The sequence below is a fragment of the Actinokineospora bangkokensis genome, from assembly GCF_001940455.1.
GTDB classification, from domain to species: domain Bacteria; phylum Actinomycetota; class Actinomycetes; order Mycobacteriales; family Pseudonocardiaceae; genus Actinokineospora; species Actinokineospora bangkokensis.
In genome coordinates, this window is record NZ_MKQR01000026.1 from 763,315 (window position 1) to 786,215 (window position 22,901).

Sequence of the window (22,901 nt, forward strand, 5' to 3'; positions counted from 1 at the left end):
CCGCACCCCCACGCACCCAGCCCCACCAACCCCCCAGCACCCTCATGCCCCGTGGCGAAGCCCATCCCTAAAAGCCGTCGTCTGGCCAGCGCCTCTGCCAGCCCGCAAACCACGGTGCCCAGCCCCACCACCAGGCTCGGCAAACCCAACGACGCTCAGCTGAGCAAAAGGTCATGGGCGTTGCCTACACCCCGGCCTGACCCAGTCCCGGCCGCTCGTAGCTCGGTGGAGGCGGTGTCAAGGGTGGGCGAAGCCCATCGCGAAGCGACGCCCGCAGGGCGCCCTTGACTCCGCCTCCACCGAGTTACACACTCGCGGCCCCCGAGGACAGGCCCCCACTAAGCCCAGCACCCCGTCCCCACCGCGCCCACTCCACCCGTCCACACCGCGCCTCAAGAACCCCACCCACACCGAGCCAAGATCAACTCCACGCGCCCCCACGCGTCACCATCCGCAGCCCCCACCCACCCAAGGGGCTCTGGTCCCTTGCGGCCATTCTACCCGCTGACCAGCTAAAACAAGCCCCAAACGATCTTGCCTGTGGATAACCCCGCCCGAAAAGCCCGATTCCAACAACCACCAACGGGTGAATCTCACCCAGCCTCAGCAGCTGCCTTCAACCGCCCCAGCGTCGCCTCGATGTTCCGCTGGTTCTCCGCCGCGCGATCCCCCACCCCGGTCCCCAGCGCCGTGATCGGCCGGTACCACGCGGGCCGCAGGTCCCACGTCGACTCGGTCAGCACGCAGCCGCCGTCGGCGGGCTCGATGTCGTACTGCCAGCGCGCCACCGGCAGGCCGAAGGACTTCACCTCGAAGGCGAAGCGCTCGACCTGGGCGTCGGTGACGCGGGAGGTGGTGGACCAGCGGCGCCAGCCGCGGCGGTTCCTGCCCTTGAACCGGGCGCCGACCGCGGGGCCGGTGGCGCCGTCGAGCCAGGTGCCGCCGCTGTACTCCTCGGCGGAGGACGCCATGCCCGCGAGGTCGCTGACCAGGGCGTAGACGCGGGCGGGGGTGGCGTTGACGTGGACCTGGGCGTGGGCGGTGGGGTCCGGCACGGGTCAGTCCTCCTCGACGGGTGGTCGCCTGGCGACGAACACTAGCGGTGAGGTCTCCACGAGTCGATGGCCCTCGCGGGCCTCGGCGATCATGTCCGCGGCGGCCTCGTCGCCGACCTCGGCGCGCAGGTCGTCCTCGTGGCGCAGCCAGAGGTCGAACAGGCGCAGCCAGCGGGCGTTGGCGCCCTCGTGCACCAGGCGGTCCTCCAGCTCGAAGCCCGCGCCGAGGATGAGCGGGGTCCAGCTCTTGGCGCCCTCGCGGGCGGTGAACACGAAGCGGGAGCCCGGTTTCAGCACCCGGAACACCTCCGCGAGGGCGGCGGCGCGGTCGGGGGCGAAGGGCAGGGCGTCGACGCTGATGGCGCCGTCGGCGCTCGCGCCGCCCAGGCCGGTGTCGTCGAACCCGCCGCGGACGAAGGTGGCGCGGCCCGCCAGGCCGAAGGACTGGGCGCGGGCGGTCGCGGCGCGCACCGCCCCGGCCGAGTGGTCCACCCCCACCACCGACGAGTTGGTGGCGCGGGCCAGCCACAGGCCGGGCCCGCCGCGGCCGCAGCCCAGGTCGAGCAGCACCTCGCCGGGGAACAGCCGCAGCCGGGCGACGGCGGTGCCCAGCAGCCACCACGAGCAGGAGCTGAACGTGCCCAGCTCCACCGGGCAGTCGTCGCCCCACGCCTCGGCGTACAGGCGGTGGGTGAGCGGGATCTGCGCGCCGGTGGTGGTCACGGGCGCGACGCTACCCTCCGCGTCCGGCCGCTCACCGGTCAGGTGCTGCGGCGCAGCGTGCGGGTGACGCCCGCGGCGACCGTGGTGGCCAGCACCCAGCCCAGGGCGATCAGCGACGCGGAGATCCACTGCGACGCCCCCGCCACCGCCCACTTGTTCTTGTGCCCGAAGTCGACGATGGGCACCAGCAGGTCGAGGGTGTAGAGCACCGGGTTCCAGTGGATCTGGTCGTCGGTGTTGGCGATCTCCGGGGCGTCGTGCGCGCCGAACCAGACCGAGCCGAGCACCAGGAACACCAGCAGCCAGGCCAGGGCGCGCGCGGGGCGGTACCCGTAGCCGACCATCAGCCGCTGCAGCAGGCTCCACAACCGCACGCCGGGGCCGAGCCGGGCGCCGTCGGCCAGCGCCCGGTAGCGCAGGCGCTGCTTCTCCACCAGGACGCGGGCGGCCAGCTCCTCGGTGCCGGACGCGCGCAGCACGGCGGCGAACTGGTCGTAGGGGCCGGGCCGGTAGACGCCGAACATCGCCGCGCGCATCCACGACAGCCGCTCGGCGACGGCCGCGTCGTCGTCGAGGCCGATGGGCGTCGACAGCGCGTCGTAGCGGAAGTCCTCCAGGTCGATGCCGCCCTCGGCGCGCCAGAACGTGCCGTTGTCGCCGAGCGTGGCGCACTCGGCGTAGCGCAGGTCGATGCGCCCGCGCGGCACCGACCGCACCCGCACGTCCAGCTCCAGGGTGCGCACGCCGAAGGCGTTGAGCGCCACCGTGGTGCGGCCCGCGCCCAGCTCGGCGCCCGCGAAGTTGGCCATCCGGCCGACCTCGGCGCGGCGGGCGCGGATCTCCCCGGAGGCGGCGAACGGGGTGGGGCCGTCGGCGGCGCAGATGAGGTCGCGGCCGATGCGGGCCACGCGCAGGTCCAGCAGCGGCTTGGTGGTGCCGTCGGGGAAGTGGCCGGGGCGCAGCAGCCTGCTGCCGCGCAGGTCCAGGTTGGCCGCGACGGTGGCACCGGGCAGCAGCACCGAGCCGAACACCAGCACCCCGCGCAGGTTGAGGTTGCCGCCGCAGGTGAACCGCCTGCCCTCCACGGCGTCGCCGTCGCGGTTGTTCAGCACCGACCCGTCGAACAGCGCGGTGGCCTGGACGGTGACGTCGACCAGCCGCACCTGCCCGGCGAAGCGCGCCTCGCGGGCGTCGAGGCCGCCGCGGATCTGGGTGCCGTCGAGGTGCACGGCCCGGTCGGGGAACGGGGCGCCGGGGCGGGTGCCGCCGACCCGCTCGGTGAACAGCTCCTCCTGCGGGTGCCCGCCGGAGAGGTCGACGAGGGCGTGGTTGAACCGCAGCGACCCGCCGACGGTGGCGTTGACGATGCGGACCGTGCCGGTGCTGGCGAACCCCCGGTCCAGGTTGACGTTGCCCTCGACCCGGCAGCGGTCGGCGACCAGGGTGGCGTTGGCGTCGAAGAACGGGTCGTCGGCCACCACCTGCGGCACCGGCTCGGTGCGCGGGGACAGCGCGGCGCCGCGCATCGAGAAGTCGCTGTCCACCTTGGCGCTGGGCAGGAACACCTGGCCGACGGCGCGGAACGGGGTGCCCGCCGGGTCGGCGTTGAGGTAGAGGTTGCCGCTGGTCTGCAGGCCGTTGCCGTTGAGGGCGAACCCGGTGGGGTTGCGCAGCAGGGCGCCCGCGAGGTTGACGTTGCCGCCGCAGCGCAGACCGGGCACGCGCACCTCGCCGGTGGTCTCCAGCCGGGCCGCGAGCAGGGCGCCGACGAGCTGCAACCGGTCGGCGTGCAGGGCTGGCTCGCCGGGGTCGGCGGTGATGCGGCACCCGCTGAGCACCAGCGAGCCGCGCACCTGGGCGTCGGTGAGGTCGATGGTGCCGCGCACGGCGGTGCGCTGGGCGAAGCGGACGTCGTTGTCGCTGGTGAGGTTGCGCGCCCGCAGGCCGGGCAGCGCGCAGCCGCTGAACTCCACGCCCGCGATCCTGGCCTGGCGCAGGTCCGGTGCCTCGTCGAAGCGGCAGCGGGTGAACTCCAGCAGGTACGGCGACTCCACGCCGCGCAGGTCCAGCAGGCCGGTGACGTGCCGGTCGGCGATCCGCACGACCGGGATGGTGCTGCGCCGCCTGCGCAGCACGCCGCGCTCGTCGGGCTGCTCGGTGACCCGGCGGACGACCTCGGCGGCGGCCAGCCGGGCGGAGGCGGGCGGGTCGGGGTCGTGCGGGTCGAAGCCGATGCGCACGTCGTCGGCCACGCGGCCACCCCCTGTCGCCCCGAGCGGGGGCGACGCCGCGCCGCCCACCGGCCGCCCAGTGTGTCAGGCGACCGGTGGGGTCGCGGTCAGTCCTGGTGGTTCGGGTTCAGCACGCGCGCCAGGAACGACTTGGTGCGCTCGTGCTGCGGGTTCCCGATCACCTGCCCGGGCGGGCCCTCCTCGACGACGCTGCCGCCGTCCATGAACAGGACCTTGTCGGCCACCTCGCGGGCGAACTGCATCTCGTGGGTGACCACGAGCATCGTCATGCCCTCCTGGGCCAGCTGGCGCATGACCGACAGGACGTCGCCGACCAGCTCCGGGTCGAGCGCGGAGGTCGGCTCGTCGAACAGCATCACCCCGGGTTCCATCGACAGCGCGCGGGCGATCGCCACGCGCTGCTGCTGCCCGCCGGACAGCTTCGCCGGGTAGGAGCCCTCCCGCCCGGCCAGCCCGACCCGCTTCAGGTTCGCCTTGGCGACCCCCTCGGCCTCGGCCTTGCCCCGCCCGAGCACCTTGCGCTGGGCGATGGTCAGGTTCTCCAGGACGGTCAGGTGCGGGAACAGGTTGAACTGCTGGAACACCATGCCCACCCCGCGCCGGGCGGCGTTGAGGTCGACGTCGGGGTCGGTCAGCTCGACGCCCTCGACGACGACGCTGCCCTGGTCGGGCTGCTCCAGCAGGTTCACGCAGCGCAGCAGCGTCGACTTGCCCGACCCGGACGGGCCGATGATGCACACCACCTCGCCCGCCTCGACCTCGCAGTCGATGCCCTTGAGCACCTCCAGGTCGCCGTAGGACTTGTGCAGCCCGGTGATCGTCACCGCGGGGCTCATCGCGCCCTCCCCTGCTTGGCCTCCAGCCGCCGCACCAGGTAGCCCAGCGGCAGCGTGATGACCAGGTACATGGCGCCCGCGAGCACCAGCGGCGTGGAGTCGCCGGTGTCGTTGGCCAGGTCGCCGCCGAACTTGGACAGCTCGGTGGTCAGCGAGCTGACGCCGAGCACGAACACCAGCGAGGAGTCCTTGAACAGCAGGATCAGCTCGTTGGTCAGCGGCGGCACGACCACCCGCAGCGCCTGCGGGATGACGATCGACACCATCGCCCGCGAGTGCGGCATGCCCAGCGACCGCGCCGCCTCCATCTGCCCCTTGGGCACCGCCTGGATGCCCGCCCGGAACGTCTCGGCCATGTAGGCGGCCGCGACCAGGCCCAGCGCCACCGCGACGGTGCCGTACTGCTCGAACGGGAAGGTCAGCCCGGGGAAGGCCACCGGCAGCCCGAACCCGAAGATCAGGAAGACCACCAGGGCGGGCAGGCCGCGGAAGACCTCGACGTAGGTCAGCGCCACGGCCCGGTAGACCGCCACCGACGACAGCCGCATCATCGCCACGACCAGGCCGACCACGAAGCCGACGACGTAGGCCGACAGGGTGTAGATGACGGTGTTCTTCAGCGCGGTCGTGATGATGTTCGGGAACGCCCGCTTGGCGACGTCCCAGTCCAGGAAGTACTCGCGCACCGCGGCCCAGTCCGCCGTCAGCGCCACCACCACGACGACGGCGACGAACACCGCGTACTGGGCGTAGCGGCCGATCCTGGCGCGCTGCCTGGGGCTCATCCCGCTGCGCTTGGCGGGGGCCCCGGGGGTCGGTTCCGGCATCGGTCGGGTCAGCCCGCCGCGGGCGTGGACTCGGGCTTGGAGCCCATCCACCTCTCGTAGGTGCTCGCCCACGTGCCGTCCTTGATGGCGGTGTCGAGGGCGTCGTTCAGGGTCTTGAGCAGCTCGGGGTTGCCGCCCTTCTTCACCGCGAACCCGTACTGGGCACCGGTCTTGATCTGCGCGGAGATCTCGAACTTGTCCTTGAGCTCCGGCCGCTTGAGCCAGTCGTTGACCACCGGCAGGTCCTGCAGCAGCGCGTCGACCTGCCCCGACTGGAACGCCAGCAGCTGCTTGGCCGAGTCCTCGTACTCGGTCGGCGTGAAGCCCTTCTCGGTGGCGTAGTCGAGGCTCGTGGTGCCCCGCTGCACGCCCAGCCGCTTGCCCTTGAGCTGGTCCAGGCTGCTCACCCCGGACCCCTTGGGCACCATCAGGGCGATCACCTCGTCGAAGTAGGGCCGGGTGAAGTCCAGGCTCTGCTTGCGCTCATCGGTGATCGTCATGCCCGCCGCCGCCACGTCGCAGCGCCCGGAGTTCAGCGCCGCCCCGGACTTGATGCTGTCGAACTGGATCTCCACGAACGTCTGGGTCACCCCCAGCTTCTTCGCCGCCAGGTCCACGAGGTCCACGTCGAACCCGACCACCTTGTCCCCCTCCCGGAACTGGAAGGGCGGGTACGGCAGGTTCGTGCAGGTGTTCAGCTCACCGGCCTTGACCAGCTTGACCCCGCTCGCGGTGGTGTCCCCACCCCCGCCCCCGCAGGCGGTGACCGCCAGCGCCAGCGCGGGCAGCAGGGCGAACACCTTCAGCTTGGATCGAAGCGCCACGGCGTCACTCCTCGTGTCTCATCCTCGGTCGAGTGCGTGCATCCTGCCACCGCCCACCCCGATCGGGCCGTCACCGTGAATTTGTCACACGTACGCAGCGCGTTCGTTGCCCCCCGGTGATGCGGACACCCGGCCAACGCCGAACGGCCACCCCCGGGCACCGCGCCCACCCACCAAGCCGGTGGGCAACCGGTCAATTCCGCACAACCCGATCAGCCCAGTGCCGTATCCTCCGGTCACACAGAGGTGACGACACGCGCACAGGGGGAAGCACCAGCATGACGTCAGCCTTCCAGAGCATCAACAACTCACTCGGCGCCATCGGCAGCGCCGCGGGCGCCGTCGCCGCGGCAGCGGGCGCCCAAGCCGCGGGTGGCGGCAAGTTCTCCTTCAGCCCGGAGGAGATCGAAGGCATCGCCAAGGACTGGACCGACCTGGCGAGCCAGTACTTCGCGTCCTACAACGACACCGAGCGCGTGGTCATCGTGGGGCCGGGGAACGAGGACGCCAGTGACGGGCAGGCCCAAGCGGCCATGCAGTCGTGGCAGCTGTACCGGGAGTCGCTGCTGCAGAAGTACGAGTACAGCGCTGGTCAGGCGCAGAAGTTCCACGACTCGCTCGCCGCGTACCGGGGCACGGACTCGGTCAACGTGCGCGACCTGATCAACTCGGGCAACGGGGGCTCGACCGGTGGTCGCCGCGTCCCGGGGGGGATCTGACGTGGGGCGTTCGGCAGCTGTGGCCTGTGCGCTGGGGGTGTTGCTCCTGTCGGCCTGCACCAGCCAGGAGGCGGGCAGGCCGACGTCTCCCCCCAACCCCGGCACCTCCTCCACCGCGGACCCGACGACGGCTCCGTCGTCGGGGGGTGGTGGCGAGCAGGCGCCCGGGGTGGACAACCCCTTGGACGTGTCGAAGTTCGCTGGTGAACCCTGCACGGGCCTGACCGCGGCCCAAGCGGGCGAACTGGGTGTCGAGAACGGCACGCCGGACACCGGGGCGGCGAGCAAGAGCTGCACCTGGAACAACCAGTATGGCGCCCAGGTCAACCTGGCGTTCTTCGACAACCGCGGTCTCGACGCGATCTTCGCGGCGGAGCGGTCGGGCGCCTTCACCCACTTCGAGCGGGTGGACGACGTGGACGGCTACCCGGCGGTGGTGGCGCTCACCAACGACCGGCGGGGCAAGGGCGAGTGCTCGCTGTGGGTGGGCGTGGCCGAGGACAGCACGATCTCGCTGGCCACCGCGCAGTCGAGGGAGAACGTGGGCACGACCGACCCCTGCTCGGTGAGCACGCGGGTCGCGGACCTGGTGGTGAAGACCGTGAAGGCTGGGGGCTGACATGGCGGGTATGACCGGGCACGACATCTACGTCGCGATGACCTCGGGGCCGGGGGTCTCTTCGCTGGCCGACGGGTATTCGGCGGCGGACGTGGAGGCGCGGAAGGAGGCGGAGCGGGCGGAGCGGATCCGGCTGCTCGCCAACCGGACCGCGGCCGGGTGGCAGGGGGAGGCCGGGGACGCCGCGTACGGCGGGGCCGGGCCCATCGCGGACGCGACGCGGCTGGGGGCGGCGAACCTGGAGCAGACGCACACGCTGCTGCAGGACCAGGTGCAGGAGTTCAGCGCCAGCAAGGCGCGGTTGGAGCCGATCCCGGCGGCGCCGCCGGAGACGGGGTTCCTGGATGACCTGACGCCGTGGGACACCGACACCGAGGACCAGGTCAACCAGTACAACCAGAGTTCGCAGCAGAACATCATGGTCTACGCCGCCTACGACAACTCCAGCCAGGCGAACAGCTATGAGCTGCCGACGGACTACTCGAACCTGGTGGACCCGGGTGGGGAGATCTCGGTGACGCCGCCGCCCGGGGGGACGGAGAACCCGGGGGTGAACCCGCCCGGGGGGCGCAGTGAGGTGAGCGTTCCCGGGGGGACGCAGTCGACGTACTCGCAGAGCTATGTGCAGCAGCAGACTGCGCCCTCGCACTACGTGCAGCCCCAGGGTGGCACCGGCGGGCCGGTGACGACCGGGCCCGGGGGGTCGAACCCGAACCAGACGACGCCTTCCTGGGCTGGGACGACGCCGGTGGGCGGTGGTGGCACTCGGCCGCCGTACTACAACCCGAACGGGCCGTACAACCCCGGCAGCCAATGGGGCCAGAACGGCGCCGCCGGCCCGTTCGGACCCGGGCGGCCGTTCGGGGGCGGCGGGACAGGGAGCGGGACCGGCGGCGGCGCTGGCGGGGCGGGAGCCCGCGGCGGCTTCGGGCCGGGCGGCTCAGGGGTCGGCGGCGGTGCCGGGACCGGCGGCGGAGCTGGTGCAGGCGCTGGTGAAGGGGCGCACGGTGGCCCCCGGCCCGGCGCGGGTGCAGGTGCGGGCGCTGGTGAGCACGGGGCTTCCGGGCGTGGCGGGCTGCTCGGTGGCGCTGCCGCCGAGGAAGGTCGGACCACCGGGGGGCGTGGTGGTCAGGCGGGGGCCGGGATGGGGGCCGGGGGCGGCCGTGGTCAGGGCGGGGAGGACGAGGAGCACGAGCGGGCTTCGTTCCTCATCGAGGACGACCCGGAGGCCGTGTTCGGCACCGATGAGATGACCGCGCCGCCGGTGATCGGGGGTTAGGGGTGCGGACCTCGGATCGGGTGGAGCTGTCGACGGAGTCGGTCCACCGGTTGTGCGAGGCGCACGGGTTGGGGGAGCCGCACACCTTCTTCGCGGGGGGTGCGCGGTACTACCCGCTCGGGCGGCGGCAGGAGGCGGACGCGCAGCTGCGGCGGGAGTTGGAGGCCGCCGGGGTGAACGGGGTGCGGGGGGTGGACCCCGGGTTCCTGGAGCTGCTGGAGGCGGTGCAGCGGGCGGCGGCGGAGTTCTACGGGTGGATGCAGGACGACGAGGGGCCGTACTCGGTGCTGACCGCGCAGGCGGGGCGGACCGGGGTGCTGGCGCAGAAGGTGGGGGACCGGGTCACCTTCGAGCGGGTGGACCCGGCCCGGGTGCTGGACTCCTTCGTCTACCGGCTGCCGAACGTGCAGGCCTCGCGGGGGGAGGCGATCTCGGTGCTGGAGGCCGACTTCGCTCAAGCCGCCCCGGGTGGGGGCGGGTTCGCGATGAGCGGGCCCCGGTCGGCGCGGGTGCCAGAGGCGCGGCGGTTGGACGCGCTGCTGAAGGCGCCGCGGCGCGGGGGCGCGAAGCTGTACACGGCCAAGCGCAACCACCTGGGGACCCGGGTGCGGGCGGCGGACTGGTTGACCGTGATCGACCTGCCGGACGGGCGGTGGGCGCTCTACCGGGCGCGCGGGCGGGGGGAGGCGGCGATCAGCGCCGTGCCGGGGGCGCCGCAGTTCCTGCGCAAGCGGCTGGCTGAGCTGCACGCCACGATCGGCTGAGCCCGGCTACCCTGCGGGGTCGTGGACGGCGACCTCCCTTACGAACGCATCATCCCCGGGGACAAGTGGCTGGGCTCGCTGCTGGCGGGCGCGGTCGGCGACGCGCTCGGGGCGCCCGTGGAGTTCCTGCGGATCGAGCAGATCCGGGAGCGGTACGGCCCGGACGGGATCACCGACTACGACCGGGCCTACGGCGGGGTCGGGCAGATCACCGACGACACCCAGATGACCCTGTTCACCCTTGAGGCGATGATCCGCGGGCACGTGGGCAGGCGGTTGGGGTACTTCGACCAGCAGCCGGTGTCGGTGGTGCAGCACGCCTACCAGCGCTGGTTCCACACCCAGGGCCCGGAGTGGCACCGGGCGGGCGGGTCCTACGCGATGGAGGCCGAGCCGGACGGGTGGCTGGTCAAGGAGCGGGCGCTGTTCTCCCGGCGGGCCCCGGGCGGGACGGTGATGACCGCGCTGAAGTCGTTCGCCGCGGGCGCCGAGCGCGGGTCGATCAAGCACCGGCTCAACGACTCCAAGGGCTGCGGGGCGGTGATGCGGGCGGCGCCGTGCGCGCTGTGGTCGGAGGACCCGCTGGACGCGTTCGTGGTCGCGGCGCAGGCCGGGGCGCTGACCCACGGGCACCCGAGCGGGTACCTGTCGGCGGGCGCGCTGGCGTTCCTGGTGCACCGGCTGCTCGACGGCGCGGACCTGCCCTCGGCGCTGACCGAGGCGCGCGCCGAGCTGGTGACCTGGGACGACTCGGCGGAGACGGTGGAGGCGCTGGACAAGGCGGTGAAGCTGGCCGAGTCGGGCAGGCCGACCCCGGAGCAGCTGGCCGACGAGCTGGGTGGCGGCTGGGTGGGCGAGGAGGCGCTGGCCATCGGGGTGTGCGCGGCGCTGGTGGCCGGGGACGACCTGCGCGGCGGGCTCGTCCTGGCGGTCAACCACTCCGGTGACAGCGACTCCACCGGGTCCATCTGCGGCAACCTGATGGGCGCGCTGCTGGGCGCGGACGCCATCCCGCGGACGTGGCTGGACCGGTTGGAGCTGCGCGAGGTGATGGAGCAGCTGGTGCGCGACTCGCTGGTGGAGTTCAGCACCGCCGACTCCCTGTCGGTGCCGGACTGGCAGCGCCGCTACCCGGCTTGGTGAGATCCTTCCGCGACGACTCCCGGAGGAGGCAGTGGTGAGCCAGCCGCAGTTCGGCGGGGACGGGTACCAGACCGAGCAGGAGGTGCGCCGGTGGGCGGCCGACGTCGAGGCCAAGGCCCAGCGCTACCAGCAGATGCAGGCCGAGGTGGCGGCGGTGTCGGTCACCGAGTCCTCCCGCGACGGCGTGGTGCGGGTGACGGTGGACGCCACCGGCGCGGTGACCGACCTCGACATCGGTGACCGGCACGCCGAGCTGTCCGGGGCGGAGCTGTCCCGCGAGGTGCTGACCACCATGCGCCGGGCCCAGTCGCGGATCACCGGGTCGGTGGCCGAGGTGATGGAGCGGACCGTGGGCGACGACCCGCAGACGGTCGCGGCGGTGGTGGGTTCCTACCGCGAGCGGTTCCCGGAACCGGAGCCCGAGGACGGGCGTCACACCGGGAGCCCGGTGGAGGAGATCTCCTTCGACCGGCCGGACGACCCCGGCCCCGGCACCCAGCCCCCGCGGCGCCGCCCGCCCCGACGGCCCCGCCCCGACGACGATGACGACGACAACCCCTGGGGCAACGGCTCCATCCTCAGCTGAACCCCGCTCAGCCGACCCCCAGCGCAAAGGAGTCCCCCGGTGCCCGACGGCTACGGAGTCCTCGTCGACGAGCTGGGCGCGCACGCGTCCCGGCTCGACGCCCTGCACGACCGCCTCGACCAGGCGTTGCAGGCCGCGAACCAGGTGAACCTGGGGACGCAGGCGTACGGCGTGATCTGCCAGTTCTTCGTCCCGATCGTCGCGTCGGTGAGCACGCCCGGCGCGGAGTCGATCGGGGAGTCGTCGCAGACCGTCGCCGAGACCGCCCGCGGGGTGCGCGACACGGCCGGGTCCTACGACAACACCGAGGCCGCCAACACCCAGCCCTTCTCCGGCGGTGCCCGGTGACGAACCCGCTGGTCGCGGAGCGGCAGGACTCGACGCGGGCCTACACCGGCATCGGCATCGTCGAGTCGGCGGCGGACGTCTACCACGGCGTGCAGGACGGGTCGTGGGTCGAGGGCGGGCTGGGGGTGGCGGGCGGCGGCCTGGAGGTGCTGTCGCTGGCGCTGGACCCGATCGGCACCCTCGGGCAGTACGCGGTGTCGTGGCTGATCGAGCACGTCAAGCCGCTGCGGGACGCGCTGAACTGGCTGGCTGGCGACGCCGACCAGATCGCGGCGTACGCGGCGACGTGGAAGAACGTCGAGCAGGCGGTGTCCGGGGTCGCCGCGGACTTCAAGACCGAGGTCACCAACGGCACCGCGGGCTGGACGGGCCCGGCGGCGGAGGCCTACCGGCGCAACACCGCGCAGCAGAACCAGCACATGGCGGCGGCGGCGACCGGCGCGGGCACCATCGGCACCGTCGTGGAGGTGGTCGGCGCCCTGGTCGGCACGGTCCGCGGCATCGTGCGCGACCTGGTGGCCGAGTGCGTCTCGACGCTGCTGGCGCGCATCCCGCAGTGGCTGGCCGAGGCGGGCGTGACGCTGGGCCTGGCCACCCCGCACATCGTGGCCTCGGCGGCGGCGCTGATCTCCCGCTGGGTCAACCGGATCACCGACGTGATCACCAAGCTGACCCGCTCGGTGGAGAAGCTTCGGCCGATCATGGCCAAGCTGGGCGAGGTGTGGGAGGCCATCAAGTCCGGGATGCGCAAGCTGCGCACCGCCTCGCACGGCGCCGAGACCCCGGACGCGCCGAGCGCGGTGCGGTCGGCGCCGTCGGACGTGGACGCCCCCACCTCGGGCACGTCCCCGCAGCTCCAGGCCCCGCCCGCGACCACGACGACGCCGAGCCACGTGGACGCGCCGCCCGGGTCGGGCAGCCCGCAGACGACCGCGCCGTCGTCGGCCACCACCACGCCGAGCAGCGTGGACGCGCCCACCGGGTCCACAGCGCCAACCACCACAGCGGCGTCGGCGCCCCCCACCGCGCCCGCGCACGTCGACCCGCCCACCGGGTCCACCGGCGGCACCCCGCCGCACGGCACCGACCCGGTCGACCCCACCCCCGCGCACCCGGTCAACACCCGCGACTACGACCCGACGACCGGCAAGACGGTCCCGACGCGGCAGTTGCAGCACCCCGACGCCCACCTGATCGACCAGGACCTGATCACCGAGGCGAAGGCGAACCCGAATCGAGACGCCATCATCAACCAGCCAGGCGCCCCCGCCGACCACCCGTCCGTCCGCGAGCTGGTCCCCGACACCTACGACCCGAACGCGGGCCTGGGCGAGGCGGGCTGGCGCGAGCAGTACTGGCACGACGGCGAGTACGGGCAGTACGGCAACCGGCTGCTGACCTGGCCGGACGGGCAGGCGCACCCGGAGGGCTTCCACAGCCCCGAGTCGCGCACCCCGACGACGTTGCCGACCGGCACCACCATCGACCGGTTCGGCAGCCCGCGCGGCGACTTCGTCTCGCCCGCCGACACGCCCTACCCGCAGCGCGGCCTGCCGCCGGACAACCTGCAGGCCGGGTACCACCAGTACGAGGTGGTGCGGCCGATCCCGGTGTGGGAGGGTCCGATCGCCCCGGCCATGGGGCAGCCGGGCGGCGGCACCCAGTACGTCCTCCCGCACTCCGTGGTCGACCTCGTCAACGCCGGCTACCTCAGGGAGATCCCGCTGTGAACCTCCGCGCCCTCGGCACCGCCCTCGACGACATCGGCCTGGAACCGGGTGTGGTGGCGCTCGGCGGCCGCGACGAGCAGTGCTGGTGCATCCACGGCACGCCCGCGGGCGTGTGGCAGGTGTACTGGATGGAGCGCGGGCAGAAGAACCACCTGGTCGAGCTGCCCGACGAGAGCTCGGCGTGCGAGCTGCTGCTGGGCAAGCTGACCTACAGCCAGCTCATCGCCGGGGTCGTCGGCAAGCGCTGACCCGCGGGCCGGGCCGGGCCCGGCCCGCGGTGGGGTCTCAGGACCGGGCGTGGGCGTCGAGGACGTGCGCCACGGCCGTGGTGACCCGCTCGGCTTGTTTCACGTGAAGCCACTCGTCCGGGACGTGGGCGTTGGAGTCCGAGCCCAGCGCGCCGGTGATCACGAACTGCGCCGTCGGGTACTTCTCCGCGAGCAGCCCCATGAACGGGATCGACCCGCCCAGGCCGGACGCCCGCCACGGGGCGCCGAACACCTCGGTCGACACCTCGTCCAGGGCAGCGCGCAGCCACGGCGCCAGCGGCGGGGCGTTCCAGCCGTCGGCGGCCTCGACGCGGGACAGCTCCACGCCCGCGCCGTAGGGGACGTCGGCGGTGAGCGCGTCGCGCAGCGCCGCCAGCGCCACCTCCGACGAGGCGGTGGGCGGCAGCCGGAAGCTCAGGGTCAGGGTGGTGAACGGGCGCAGCACGTTGCCCGCGTCCAGCGGCTCGGGGAAGCCGGACGCGCCGATCACCGACAGGGTGGGGCGCCAGGTGTTGTTGAGCACCAGCTCGACCTCGTCGCCGCTGACCGTGCGGGTGGTGCCCGCGAGCGGGAAGGCGCCCTTGACCGCGCCCGGGGCCGCCGCCACCGACGCGGCGGCCTCGGCGGCGCGCTCGTCGGGGACCTCGACGTGCATCTCCTTGACCCGGACCTCGCCGGTCTCGCTGTCCTCGACGCGGTCGAGCAGCTGGCGCACCACCCGGAAGGAGCTGGGGACGACGCCGCTGGCCAGGCCGGAGTGGCTGCCGGACTCCAGCACGCGGACGGTGAGGTCGACCGACACCAGCCCGCGCAGCGAGGTGGTCAGCCACAGCCGCTCGTAGTCGTGGCCGCCGGAGTCCAGGCAGACGACCAGCGACACCTCGCCCAGCCGATCGGCCAGGTGGTCGAGGTAGGCGGGCAGGTCCGGGGAGCCGGACTCCTCGCCGGTCTCCAGCAGGACCACGCAGCGCCCGTGCTGACCACCCGCGGCGCGGACGGCCTCGACGGCGGCGGTGGCGGCGTAGCCCGCGTACCCGTCGTCGGCGGAGCCGCGGCCGTAGAGCTTGCCGTCGCGCAGCACGGGGGTCCACGGGCCCAGGCCCTCGGACCAGCCGCCGACCGGCGGCTGCTTGTCCAGGTGCCCGTAGAGCAGCACGGTGCCGTTGTCGGGGGCGCCCTCGGTGGCGGGGATGTCGACGACCAGCAGCGGGGACAGCCCCGGCAGCCGGACCGGCTCGACCACGGCGCCGTCGATGCCGCGGCCGCAGATCCAGGCGCGCAGGTGCTCGACGGCGGCGTCGAGCGCCCCGGTGGTCTCCCAGTCCGCGTCGAAGTTGGGCGACAGGGCGGGGATGGCGATGAACTCCTGCAGGCTGGGCAGGATCTCCTGCGCCCACAGGGTCTCGACGGTCTGGCGTGCGGTTGTGCTGTCCACGCCCCCGATCCTCCCACGCGCGACACGCCCGCCGCGCAGGACAACGTGAGGTAGGTCACCCGAGGTCGCGGGGGCGCTCCCGGCCGCCCGGCGCCGTTCGGGCTGAGCTGGACCGATCGGCGGCTGCTCCGACGCCCGAACGTCGGCCGTCCAAGCGTTTTCCCAGCTCAGCCGCTCGCTGTGGACAAGTCCCGACGTCCGTCGCCTCGTTCGCGCGCCGGTCGCCGTGTCAGGATGTGGGAGACACCACCGCACCGGCGGTGGCCAACGCCACTACCCGTGGCGCGCCGCCCCGGCGCGGCCGCCCGGCCCGCCACGAGCGGCCGGACGGCCCCGACCAACACGAGGAGCGCACATGTCGTCTGCTGAGCAGTGGACGCACACCGAGAGGGGTGGTCCGGCCGGTGGCCGGGCGACCGAGGTGATCGCGGGCCTGCGGGGGACCAGCGAGGGCGGGCCGGAGCTGGTGCAGCTCCTCACGCCCGAGGGCGAGCGGGTCGGCAACGCCGAGTTCGACCCCTACGTCGCCGACGTCACCGCCGAGGACCTGCGCGGGCTGTACCGGGACATGGTGCTGGTGCGCCGCGTCGACCGGGAGGCCAACGCGCTGCAGCGGCAGGGCCAGCTGGGCATCTGGGTGCCGCTGCTGGGCCAGGAGGCCGCGCAGGTCGGCGCCGGGCGCGCACTGCGCCCCGCCGACATGGCCTTCCCGTCCTACCGCGAGCACGGCGTGGCCTGGTGCCGCGGCGTGGACCCCAAGGACCTGCTGGGCATCTTCCGCGGCACCGACCACGGCACCTGGGACTCGGTGGCCACCCGGTTCCACCCGTACACGATCGTCATCGGCAACCAGGTGCTCAACGCCGCCGGGTACGCCATGGGCCAGCGCTTCGACGGCCGCGTCGGCGACGACGACGGCGAGGCCACCATGGTCTTCTTCGGCGACGGCGCCACCTCCCAGGGCGACGTGCACGAGGGCTTCGTGTGGGCGTCGGTGTACGACGCGCCGCTGGTGTTCTTCTGCCAGAACAACCAGTGGGCCATCTCCGAGCCGACCGAGCGCCAGACCCGGCTGCCGCTGTACCAGCGCGCCCGCGGCTACGGCTTCCCCGGCATCCGGGTGGACGGCAACGACGTGCTGGCGACGCTGGCGGTGTCGCGCTGGGCGCTGGACACCTGCCGCCACGGCAACGGGCCGGTGCTGATCGAGGCGTTCACCTACCGGATGGACGCGCACACCACCACCGACGACCCGACCCGCTACCGGCTCTCCGACGAGCTGGAGGCCTGGAAGCTCAAGGACCCGATCGAGCGGGTGCGCGCCTACCTGATCCGGCACGAGCACGCCGAGCACGAGTTCTTCGACTCGGTGCAGGCCGAGGCCGACGCGCTGGCCGCCGACCTGCGCGAGTTCTGCTTCGCCATGCCGGAACCCCCGGTCGCGCAGATGTTCGACCACGTCTACGCCGAGACCAGCCCGCAGGTGCGCGAGCAGCGCGACGAGTTCCTGGCCTACCACGCCGGGTTCGCCGGAGGTGAGCACTGATGGCCGCTCCCGTTGTCGACCAGGCCGCCGCGGACCCCGCGGTGCGGTCGCTGACCCTGGGCAAGGCGCTCAACCTGGGCCTGCGGGCGGCCATGGAGGCCGACCCGAAGGTCATCGTCATGGGCGAGGACGTCGGCAAGCTCGGCGGCGTCTTCCGCATCACCGACGGGCTGCAGAAGGACTTCGGCGAGCACCGCGTGCTCGACACCCCGCTGGCCGAGTCCGGCATCATCGGCACCGCGGTCGGCCTGGCCGTGCGCGGGTTCCGCCCGGTGTGCGAGATCCAGTTCGACGGGTTCATCTTCCCCGGCTTCGACCAGATCGTCAGCCAGGTCGCCAAGCTGCACAACCGCACCCTGGGCCGGGTGAAGGTGCCCATGGTGATCCGGGTGCCCTTCGGCGGCGGCATCGGCGCGGTCGAGCACCACTCGGAGTCCCCGGAGTCCTACTTCGCCCACACCGCGGGCCTCAAGGTCGTCTCCTGCTCCAACGCCGTGGACGCCTACTGGATGATCCAGCAGGCCATCCGGTCCGACGACCCGGTGCTGTTCTTCGAGCCCAAGCGCTTCTACCACTCGGGGTTCATGAAGGCCGACGTGGACACCAGCGCCACCCCTGCGCCGCTGTTCACCTCCCGGGTGCTGCGCCGGGGCACCACCGCCACGCTGGTCGCCTACGGCCCGTCGGTGAAGGTCGCCCTGGACGCGGCCACCGCGGCCGAGGAGGACGGGCACGACCTGGAGGTCATCGACCTGCGGACGCTGTCGCCGCTGGACCTGGCCCCGGTGTTCGAGTCGGTGCGCCGCACCGGTCGGCTGGTGGTGGTCACCGAGGCGCCGTCGGAGTCGTCGCTGAGCTCGGAGGTCGCCGCGCGGGTGCAGCAGGAGTGCTTCTACTCGCTGGAGGCGCCGGTGCTGCGGGTGGCGGGCTTCGACGTGCCCTACCCGCCCGCGAAGCTGGAGGAGCACTTCCTGCCGGACCTCGACCGGGTGCTCGACGCCGTCGACCGCTCGCTGGCGTGGTGAGCCGTGCCCACCTACAAGAGCTTCCCGCTGCCCGACACCGCCGAGGGCCTGACCGAGGCGGAGATCCTGTCCTGGTCGGTCCAGCCGGGTGACACCGTCACCGTCAACCAGGTGATCTGCGAGATCGAGACCGCCAAGGCCGCCGTCGAGCTGCCCTGCCCGTGGGCCGGGGTGGTGACCGAGCTGCACGTGCAGCCCGGTCAGACGGTGGACGTCGGCACCCCGATCCTCACCATCGACACCGACCCCGGCGGCGCGGCCGCCCCGGTCAACGGCTCCGCCCGGCCCGCCCCCGCGGCGGCGGCCCCGGCGGAGGAGGAGATGAAGCCGCTGGTCGGCTACGGCTCCAAGACCGTCACCGCCAAGCGCCGGGCGCGCCGGGGCCCGGCGGTGCCCGCCGAGACGGCCGCCGCGGCCGCGCAGAGCTCGGTGGCCGCCGCCTTCGAGCACGCCCCGGGCCCGGTGCCCGCGGCGGAGGAGGCACCCGCGGTGCCCGCGGTGGCGGCGGTCGCCGCCCCGCCCGCGCTGCCGGGCGGGTACGTGCCGCTGGCCAAGCCGCCGGTCCGCAAGCTGGCCAAGGACCTGGGCATCGACCTGCGCACCCTCACCGGCACCGGCGACCAGGGCGTGATCACCCGGTCCGACGTGCAGCAGGCCGCCGCGGCGCCCACAGCCCCCTCGGCGCCCGCCGCACCGGCCCCGGCCGCGGCCTCGGGCGGCGAGCGCCGGGTGCCGATCAAGGGCGTCCGCAAGGCCACGGCAGCGGCGATGGTGAGCAGCGCGTTCACCGCGCCGCACGTCACCGAGTTCCTGACCGTCGACGTCACCCCGATGATGGACTTCCGCGAGCGCCTCAAGGCCTCCCGGGAGTTCCGCGGCGTCAAGCTGACCCCGCTGGCGTTCTGCGCCAAGGCCGTCGCGATGGCCGTCGCCCGCACCCCGGAGGTCAACGCCTCCTGGGACGAGGCGGCGCAGGAGATCGTCTACAAGGACCACGTGCACCTGGGCATCGCGGCGGCCACGCCGCGCGGCCTGATCGTGCCCAAGGTCCGCAACGCCGAGTCCCTGTCCCTGCGCGAGCTGGCCGAGGCGCTGGAGGCGCTGACCGCCACCGCGCGCGAGGGCAAGACGCCGCCCGCCGACATGGTGGGCGGGACGATCACGATCACCAACGTCGGCGTGTTCGGCGTGGACACCGGCACCCCGATCATCAACCCCGGCGAGTCGGCGATCCTGGCCTTCGGGGCCATCCGCGACACCCCGTGGGTCGTGGGCGGGGAGGTCGTGGTGCGCAAGGTGTGCCAGCTGGCGCTGAGCTTCGACCACCGGCTCGTCGACGGTCAGCAGGGCTCGGAGTTCCTGGCCGACGTCGGCGCGCTGCTGGCCGACCCCGCGATGGCCATCACCTACTGAGCCATCACCTGCTGAACCACCGCGTGCTGGACCGGGGTGGGCTGGGCTTCGGCTCGGCCCACCCCGGTGCTTTCCGGGGAGCCCGACGGTTCAGGCGGTCGGCAGGTCGAAGTAGTTGATCAAGGAGGCGGCGAAGGCGATGTCGCCGCGCACCTTCACCTTGCCCGCCAGGAAGAGCTTGGTGAGGGTCGCGGCACCGGTGACCGCCCGCAGGAAGTCGACGGGGTCGACGGTGATGGTGACGCGGGGGTCGGCGGAGGGGTGGTCGGCCGTGGTGCAGCGGCCCCGCGCGATGAGCGTCTCGAAGCGGTCGTAGCCGCCTTCGCCCGAACCGCCGGTGAAGCGCCAGTGGACCGCCGCGCGCAGGTCGGCCGCCTTGGCCTGGTCCAGGTGCAGCCCCATGCGGCGGAAGACCTCGGTGAACACGACGTGGCGCAGGCGGGGGTGGGCCATCAGGGCGTCGAGCTGGGCGCGGGTGGTGCGGGCGAAGAAGCGGGTGAAGGTGTCGGTGCGCATCCCCGCCAGCTCCACGCCGGTGCCCGCGGTGCCGAGCATGTCCAGGGTGGCGACGAGCTGGACGAACTGGTCGGGGTCGAGCTTGGCGGGGTCGATGGCGGCGGCGAAGCCGTCCAGGTCGACGACGGCCTGGGGGGCGAGCCGGTGCCACGTGCCGCCTCGGCGCCTGCGGGTCATGGCTGGAGTGTGCCCCGGGCTCAGGGCCGCGGCAGGTCGAACAGGCTGATCAGGCCCGCGGCGAAGGCGAGGTCGCCGCGCACCTTGAGCTTGCCGGTCATGAACAGCACCGGGGCGGAGGCGTTGCTGCTGACCAGCTTGAGGAAGTCGGCGGGGGCGAGGGTGATGGTGACCCTGGGGTCCTCGGTGCGGTGGCGGCCCACGGTGCAGGTGCCGCCCTTGATGACGGTCTCGTACCGGTCGTAGCCGTCGTCGTCGGCGCCGCCGGTGAGCCGCCAGTGCACCACCGCGTGCAGGTCGCGGGTGCGGTCCTCGCGCAGGTGGTCGCCCATCCGGCGGAAGACCTCGTCGAGCACCGCGGCGCGCACCCCCGGCTCGGCCATGATCGCCTGCACCTGGTCGGTGCGGGCGTCGGCGATGAGCCGGGCGAAGGTCTTCGGGGCGATCCGGTGCAGCCCCACCTCCGCGCCCGCCCCGGCGAGGCGCACCAGCGAGCGCAGCAGCGAAATCAGGTCTTCCTTGCCAAGTTTTCCCGGATCCATTGCGCGCCCGATAGCATCCACGTCGATGTTCGACGCGGCGACGCCCGCGGCGTCGGTGCGTTCGAGCATCGCGACGAGCTCCCGCGGCTCGGGCGCACCGCTGACCCCACCGGTGTGACGTGACTCGGGCATCGGCACCTCCAAGACCTACTCACGAGTAGGCTACGGGTGGGTAGGTTGAACCGGCAAGTGGGGCATTGGGGAGGTCGCGTGAGCGTCGACGAGCACCGCAGGCCCACTCGGGTCAAGCGGCTGCCGCGTGAGGTCCGCGAGCGCCAGATCCTGGACGCGGCGGTGCGGGTCTTCTCCGCGCACGGCTACCACAGCGCGTCCATGGACGAGATCTCCGACGTGGCCGGGGTCTCCAAGCCGATGATCTACGCCTACCTCGGGCACAAGGAGGACCTGTTCGCCGCGTGCATCCGGCGCGAGGCCAGCCTGCTCGTCGAGGCCATCGCCGACGGCGTGGCCGCCGACGCCAACCCGGACATGCAGCTGTGGACGGGCCTGCGCGCGTTCTTCCGCTTCGTCGGCGAGCAGCGGGAGAGCTGGCGGGTGCTGCACCGGCAGGCCACCTCGCAGGGCGGGCCGTTCAGCGAGGAGCTGATGGGCATGCGCAGCCGGGCGATCAGCCTGGTCGACGCGCTGCTGGTGCGCTCGGCCACCAGCCGGGGCGTGCCGACGAAGTCCACCGAGGCGATGGCGGTCGCCCTGGTCGGCGCGGGCGAGTCGCTGGCCGACTGGTGGCTCGACCACCCCGACGTGCCGGAGAAGACCGTCGCGTCCTGGCTGATGAACCTGGTGTGGATGGGCCTCGGGGACCTCGTCGACGGCGCCTCCTGGCTGCCCGCCGACCACTGAGGCTCTGCCTGTTCCTCCCGCCACCCGCCCCCTCGTCCCCGCCCGGCATCGTCCCCGACTTCGCCGGACGGCCGCCGGAAAGGGCCCACCCACCTCTGGTGCTGACTACCGGTTGGTGCTGACTACCGGTGTGCGTGCAGGTCGCGCAGCAGCGCGACCTCGGCCCCGTGGTGGATGACCTCGCGGTGGATGTGGAGCACGAGGGTGCCCAGCGGCGCCTCGGCGAACGGGCCCTCCGCGGGGCCGCACGGGCGCAGCAGGCCGTCCTCGCCCAGCGACCGCACGCCCTCGACCCACGCCGCGTGCGCGTCGTCGAGCTGGCGCAGCGCCGTCGCCGCGTCGCCCGCGTAGGGGTGGGTGCCGTAATCGGTGGCGGGGCCGCCGAAGTGGGCGGCGGTGCGCGCGCCGTAGACGCCGACGACGACGTGCGCGATCCGCCAGGCGATCGTGGTGACCGGGGCGGGCTCGGGGGCGGGGAAGGCGAAGTCCACGGTGAACTCGCCCGTGCCCGGCTGGTCATCGGCCGTGCGGGGCCGCACGCCCCAGCACCCGGGCACCGGCTCCCAGTGGTACTCGGCGTCGGTGAGCCCGTCGAGCCGGGGGCGCAGCTGGTTGTCCCAGTGCCAGGTGAGCTGGTCGAGCAGTTCGCTGTTCCACGAGATCGTGCGCATGCCGGGCACCGTAGAGCCCCTCGCGGACAGCAGCAGTCCTAGAGCGCTTCCCCCGTCGGCGCGGGAGGCCCCTGGGCGGGTGCCTCGTCGCGCTGGATGAAGGTCACCGCGTCGTACGGGCGCACCTCGTCCGGGCCGGAGCGGCACGGCAGGCAGTAGCGGTCGTCCTCGCCCGCGACCAGGTGGAAGTCCGCGTCCCGGGTGCCCGCCCACACCGGCGGCCTGGTCTGCGCCCGCGCGGTCGGCCCGACCAGCTCCACCAGCGCGCCCCGGGCGTCCTGCTCGGGCACGCCGGTGCGCTCGACGAACCGCTCCACCGCGTGCGGCAGGAAGTTGACCAGCTCCAGCAGGTCCCAGCCGCGCAGCAGCAGCGGGTCGACCCGGGAGCGGGCGCGGGGGAAGGCGACGCAGTCGGTGGCCGCCCAGGTCTCGTCCGCGCCCCGGCGCGGGGCGAGCGGCAGGGCGAACGCGCCGTCGACGACGACGAAGTGCCCGGAGGGGCTGCGCCTGCCGCGCACCGGGCCGGGCAGCTCCGCCTCCGCCAGCACCACGCCGTCGGCGGCGATCCGGTCCTCCAGCCAGTCCTGGGCCCGCCACCGGTCGCCGAAGCCGAACAGGTCCGCCGCGGCCTCGGCGGCCCGCTTGGTCACGACGATGGGCCAGTCACCGGGATCCACGCCACCACCCTAGGACGCGCCAGGGCCCCCTCGCCGCGCGGCGAGGGGGCCCTGGCGCGAGCCG

The 22,901-nt window shown here is 73.4% G+C and carries 24 protein-coding genes; 13 read left to right on the top strand and 11 right to left on the bottom strand.

The features are described from left to right. Positions 1–593: 593 nt before the first annotated feature. The 6 genes from BJP25_RS26325 to BJP25_RS26350 all read right to left on the bottom strand — a co-directional run bounded on the left by BJP25_RS26325 (position 594) and on the right by BJP25_RS26350 (position 6,517). Positions 594–1,055 (bottom strand): SRPBCC family protein, encoded by a 462-nt coding sequence (locus tag BJP25_RS26325; RefSeq protein ID WP_075977636.1) that lies wholly within the window; start codon positions 1,053–1,055, stop codon positions 594–596. 3 nt (positions 1,056–1,058) lie between these two features. Continuing rightward, complete coding sequence (locus tag BJP25_RS32850; RefSeq protein WP_075977637.1) at positions 1,059–1,778, bottom strand: class I SAM-dependent methyltransferase; 720 nt, start codon at positions 1,776–1,778, stop codon at positions 1,059–1,061. Positions 1,779–1,816: 38 nt separating this feature from the next. Continuing rightward, the gene (locus BJP25_RS33750; protein WP_075977638.1) at positions 1,817–4,030 is read right to left on the bottom strand and encodes a translocation/assembly module TamB domain-containing protein; all 2,214 of its coding nucleotides are present in this window, start codon (positions 4,028–4,030) and stop codon (positions 1,817–1,819) included. A gap of 86 nt (positions 4,031–4,116) precedes the next feature. Beyond that, on the bottom strand, positions 4,117–4,866 hold the full coding sequence (locus BJP25_RS26340) for an amino acid ABC transporter ATP-binding protein (RefSeq protein WP_075977639.1): 750 nt from the start codon (positions 4,864–4,866) through the stop codon (positions 4,117–4,119). Beyond that, positions 4,863–5,651: an amino acid ABC transporter permease gene (locus BJP25_RS26345; RefSeq protein ID WP_198943598.1), complete on the bottom strand. Its 789-nt coding sequence runs from the start codon at positions 5,649–5,651 to the stop codon at positions 4,863–4,865. Before BJP25_RS26345 ends, BJP25_RS26340 begins: the two co-directional genes overlap by 4 nt. A 50-nt stretch (positions 5,652–5,701) precedes the next feature. Continuing rightward, complete coding sequence (locus BJP25_RS26350; protein ID WP_075977641.1) at positions 5,702–6,517, bottom strand: ABC transporter substrate-binding protein; 816 nt, start codon at positions 6,515–6,517, stop codon at positions 5,702–5,704. 278 nt (positions 6,518–6,795) lie between these two features. Here BJP25_RS26350 and BJP25_RS26355 point away from each other — a divergent pair, with 278 nt between their 5' ends. The 9 genes from BJP25_RS26355 to BJP25_RS26395 are packed head-to-tail and all read left to right on the top strand — an operon-like array spanning position 6,796 to position 13,953. Further along, positions 6,796–7,236, top strand: a complete 441-nt coding sequence (locus BJP25_RS26355) for a hypothetical protein (RefSeq protein ID WP_075977642.1) — start codon at positions 6,796–6,798, stop codon at positions 7,234–7,236. 37 nt (positions 7,237–7,273) lie between these two features. Then, positions 7,274–7,855, top strand: coding sequence for a DUF3558 domain-containing protein (locus tag BJP25_RS26360; RefSeq protein ID WP_075977643.1), 582 nt, complete (start codon positions 7,274–7,276; stop codon positions 7,853–7,855). Between the two features lie 10 nt (positions 7,856–7,865). Further along, positions 7,866–9,134 (top strand): hypothetical protein, encoded by a 1,269-nt coding sequence (locus tag BJP25_RS26365; RefSeq protein WP_143219302.1) that lies wholly within the window; start codon positions 7,866–7,868, stop codon positions 9,132–9,134. A 2-nt stretch (positions 9,135–9,136) separates the two neighbouring features. Next, positions 9,137–9,898 carry an ESX secretion-associated protein EspG gene (locus BJP25_RS26370; RefSeq protein ID WP_084794528.1) on the top strand — a complete coding sequence of 254 codons (762 nt, stop codon included), beginning with the start codon at positions 9,137–9,139 and terminating at the stop codon, positions 9,896–9,898. 21 nt (positions 9,899–9,919) lie between these two features. Continuing rightward, a complete protein-coding gene (locus BJP25_RS26375) occupies positions 9,920–11,041 on the top strand; it encodes an ADP-ribosylglycohydrolase family protein (protein WP_084794529.1) in 1,122 nt (373 codons plus the stop codon). 34 nt (positions 11,042–11,075) lie between these two features. Then, positions 11,076–11,627 carry a YbaB/EbfC family nucleoid-associated protein gene (locus BJP25_RS26380; protein ID WP_233158257.1) on the top strand — a complete coding sequence of 184 codons (552 nt, stop codon included), beginning with the start codon at positions 11,076–11,078 and terminating at the stop codon, positions 11,625–11,627. 39 nt (positions 11,628–11,666) lie between these two features. Further along, positions 11,667–11,975: a type VII secretion target gene (locus BJP25_RS26385; protein ID WP_075977647.1), complete on the top strand. Its 309-nt coding sequence runs from the start codon at positions 11,667–11,669 to the stop codon at positions 11,973–11,975. Continuing rightward, positions 11,972–13,705, top strand: coding sequence for a TNT domain-containing protein (locus BJP25_RS26390; protein WP_075977648.1), 1,734 nt, complete (start codon positions 11,972–11,974; stop codon positions 13,703–13,705). The genes BJP25_RS26385 and BJP25_RS26390 overlap by 4 nt, the downstream gene beginning before the upstream one ends. After that, entirely contained in the window at positions 13,702–13,953 is a 252-nt protein-coding gene (locus BJP25_RS26395; protein ID WP_075977649.1) for a hypothetical protein, read from the top strand. The genes BJP25_RS26390 and BJP25_RS26395 overlap by 4 nt, the downstream gene beginning before the upstream one ends. 37 nt (positions 13,954–13,990) lie before the next feature. Here BJP25_RS26395 and BJP25_RS26400 read toward each other — a convergent pair whose 3' ends face one another. Continuing rightward, positions 13,991–15,418 (bottom strand): M20/M25/M40 family metallo-hydrolase, encoded by a 1,428-nt coding sequence (locus BJP25_RS26400; protein WP_075977861.1) that lies wholly within the window; start codon positions 15,416–15,418, stop codon positions 13,991–13,993. A gap of 346 nt (positions 15,419–15,764) precedes the next feature. Between BJP25_RS26400 and pdhA the strand changes: the two genes are divergently transcribed. Genes pdhA through BJP25_RS26415 form a run of 3 tightly spaced genes read left to right on the top strand, consistent with a single transcriptional unit; the run spans position 15,765 to position 19,393 of the window. After that, entirely contained in the window at positions 15,765–16,955 is a 1,191-nt protein-coding gene (gene pdhA, locus BJP25_RS26405; protein ID WP_075977650.1) for a pyruvate dehydrogenase (acetyl-transferring) E1 component subunit alpha, read from the top strand. Next, positions 16,955–17,980 carry an alpha-ketoacid dehydrogenase subunit beta gene (locus BJP25_RS26410; RefSeq protein WP_075977651.1) on the top strand — a complete coding sequence of 342 codons (1,026 nt, stop codon included), beginning with the start codon at positions 16,955–16,957 and terminating at the stop codon, positions 17,978–17,980. Before pdhA ends, BJP25_RS26410 begins: the two co-directional genes overlap by 1 nt. Before the next feature lie 3 nt (positions 17,981–17,983). After that, positions 17,984–19,393, top strand: a complete 1,410-nt coding sequence (locus tag BJP25_RS26415; RefSeq protein WP_075977652.1) for a dihydrolipoamide acetyltransferase family protein — start codon at positions 17,984–17,986, stop codon at positions 19,391–19,393. A 90-nt stretch (positions 19,394–19,483) separates the two neighbouring features. On the opposite strand, the gene BJP25_RS26420 is transcribed toward BJP25_RS26415, so the two are convergent. Next, positions 19,484–20,086 carry an SCP2 sterol-binding domain-containing protein gene (locus BJP25_RS26420; RefSeq protein WP_075977653.1) on the bottom strand — a complete coding sequence of 201 codons (603 nt, stop codon included), beginning with the start codon at positions 20,084–20,086 and terminating at the stop codon, positions 19,484–19,486. A gap of 20 nt (positions 20,087–20,106) precedes the next feature. Beyond that, positions 20,107–20,760, bottom strand: coding sequence for an SCP2 sterol-binding domain-containing protein (locus BJP25_RS26425; protein WP_075977654.1), 654 nt, complete (start codon positions 20,758–20,760; stop codon positions 20,107–20,109). A gap of 78 nt (positions 20,761–20,838) precedes the next feature. On the opposite strand from BJP25_RS26425, the gene BJP25_RS26430 reads away from it, so the two are divergent. Next, entirely contained in the window at positions 20,839–21,489 is a 651-nt protein-coding gene (locus BJP25_RS26430; protein WP_075977655.1) for a TetR/AcrR family transcriptional regulator, read from the top strand. A gap of 122 nt (positions 21,490–21,611) precedes the next feature. Here the strand turns inward: BJP25_RS26430 and BJP25_RS26435 are convergent, their stop codons facing one another. Continuing rightward, positions 21,612–22,160 (bottom strand): DinB family protein, encoded by a 549-nt coding sequence (locus BJP25_RS26435; RefSeq protein WP_075977656.1) that lies wholly within the window; start codon positions 22,158–22,160, stop codon positions 21,612–21,614. Positions 22,161–22,198: 38 nt separating this feature from the next. Next, the gene (locus tag BJP25_RS26440; protein ID WP_075977657.1) at positions 22,199–22,837 is read right to left on the bottom strand and encodes a hypothetical protein; all 639 of its coding nucleotides are present in this window, start codon (positions 22,835–22,837) and stop codon (positions 22,199–22,201) included. Between the last annotated feature and the right edge of the window lie 64 nt (positions 22,838–22,901).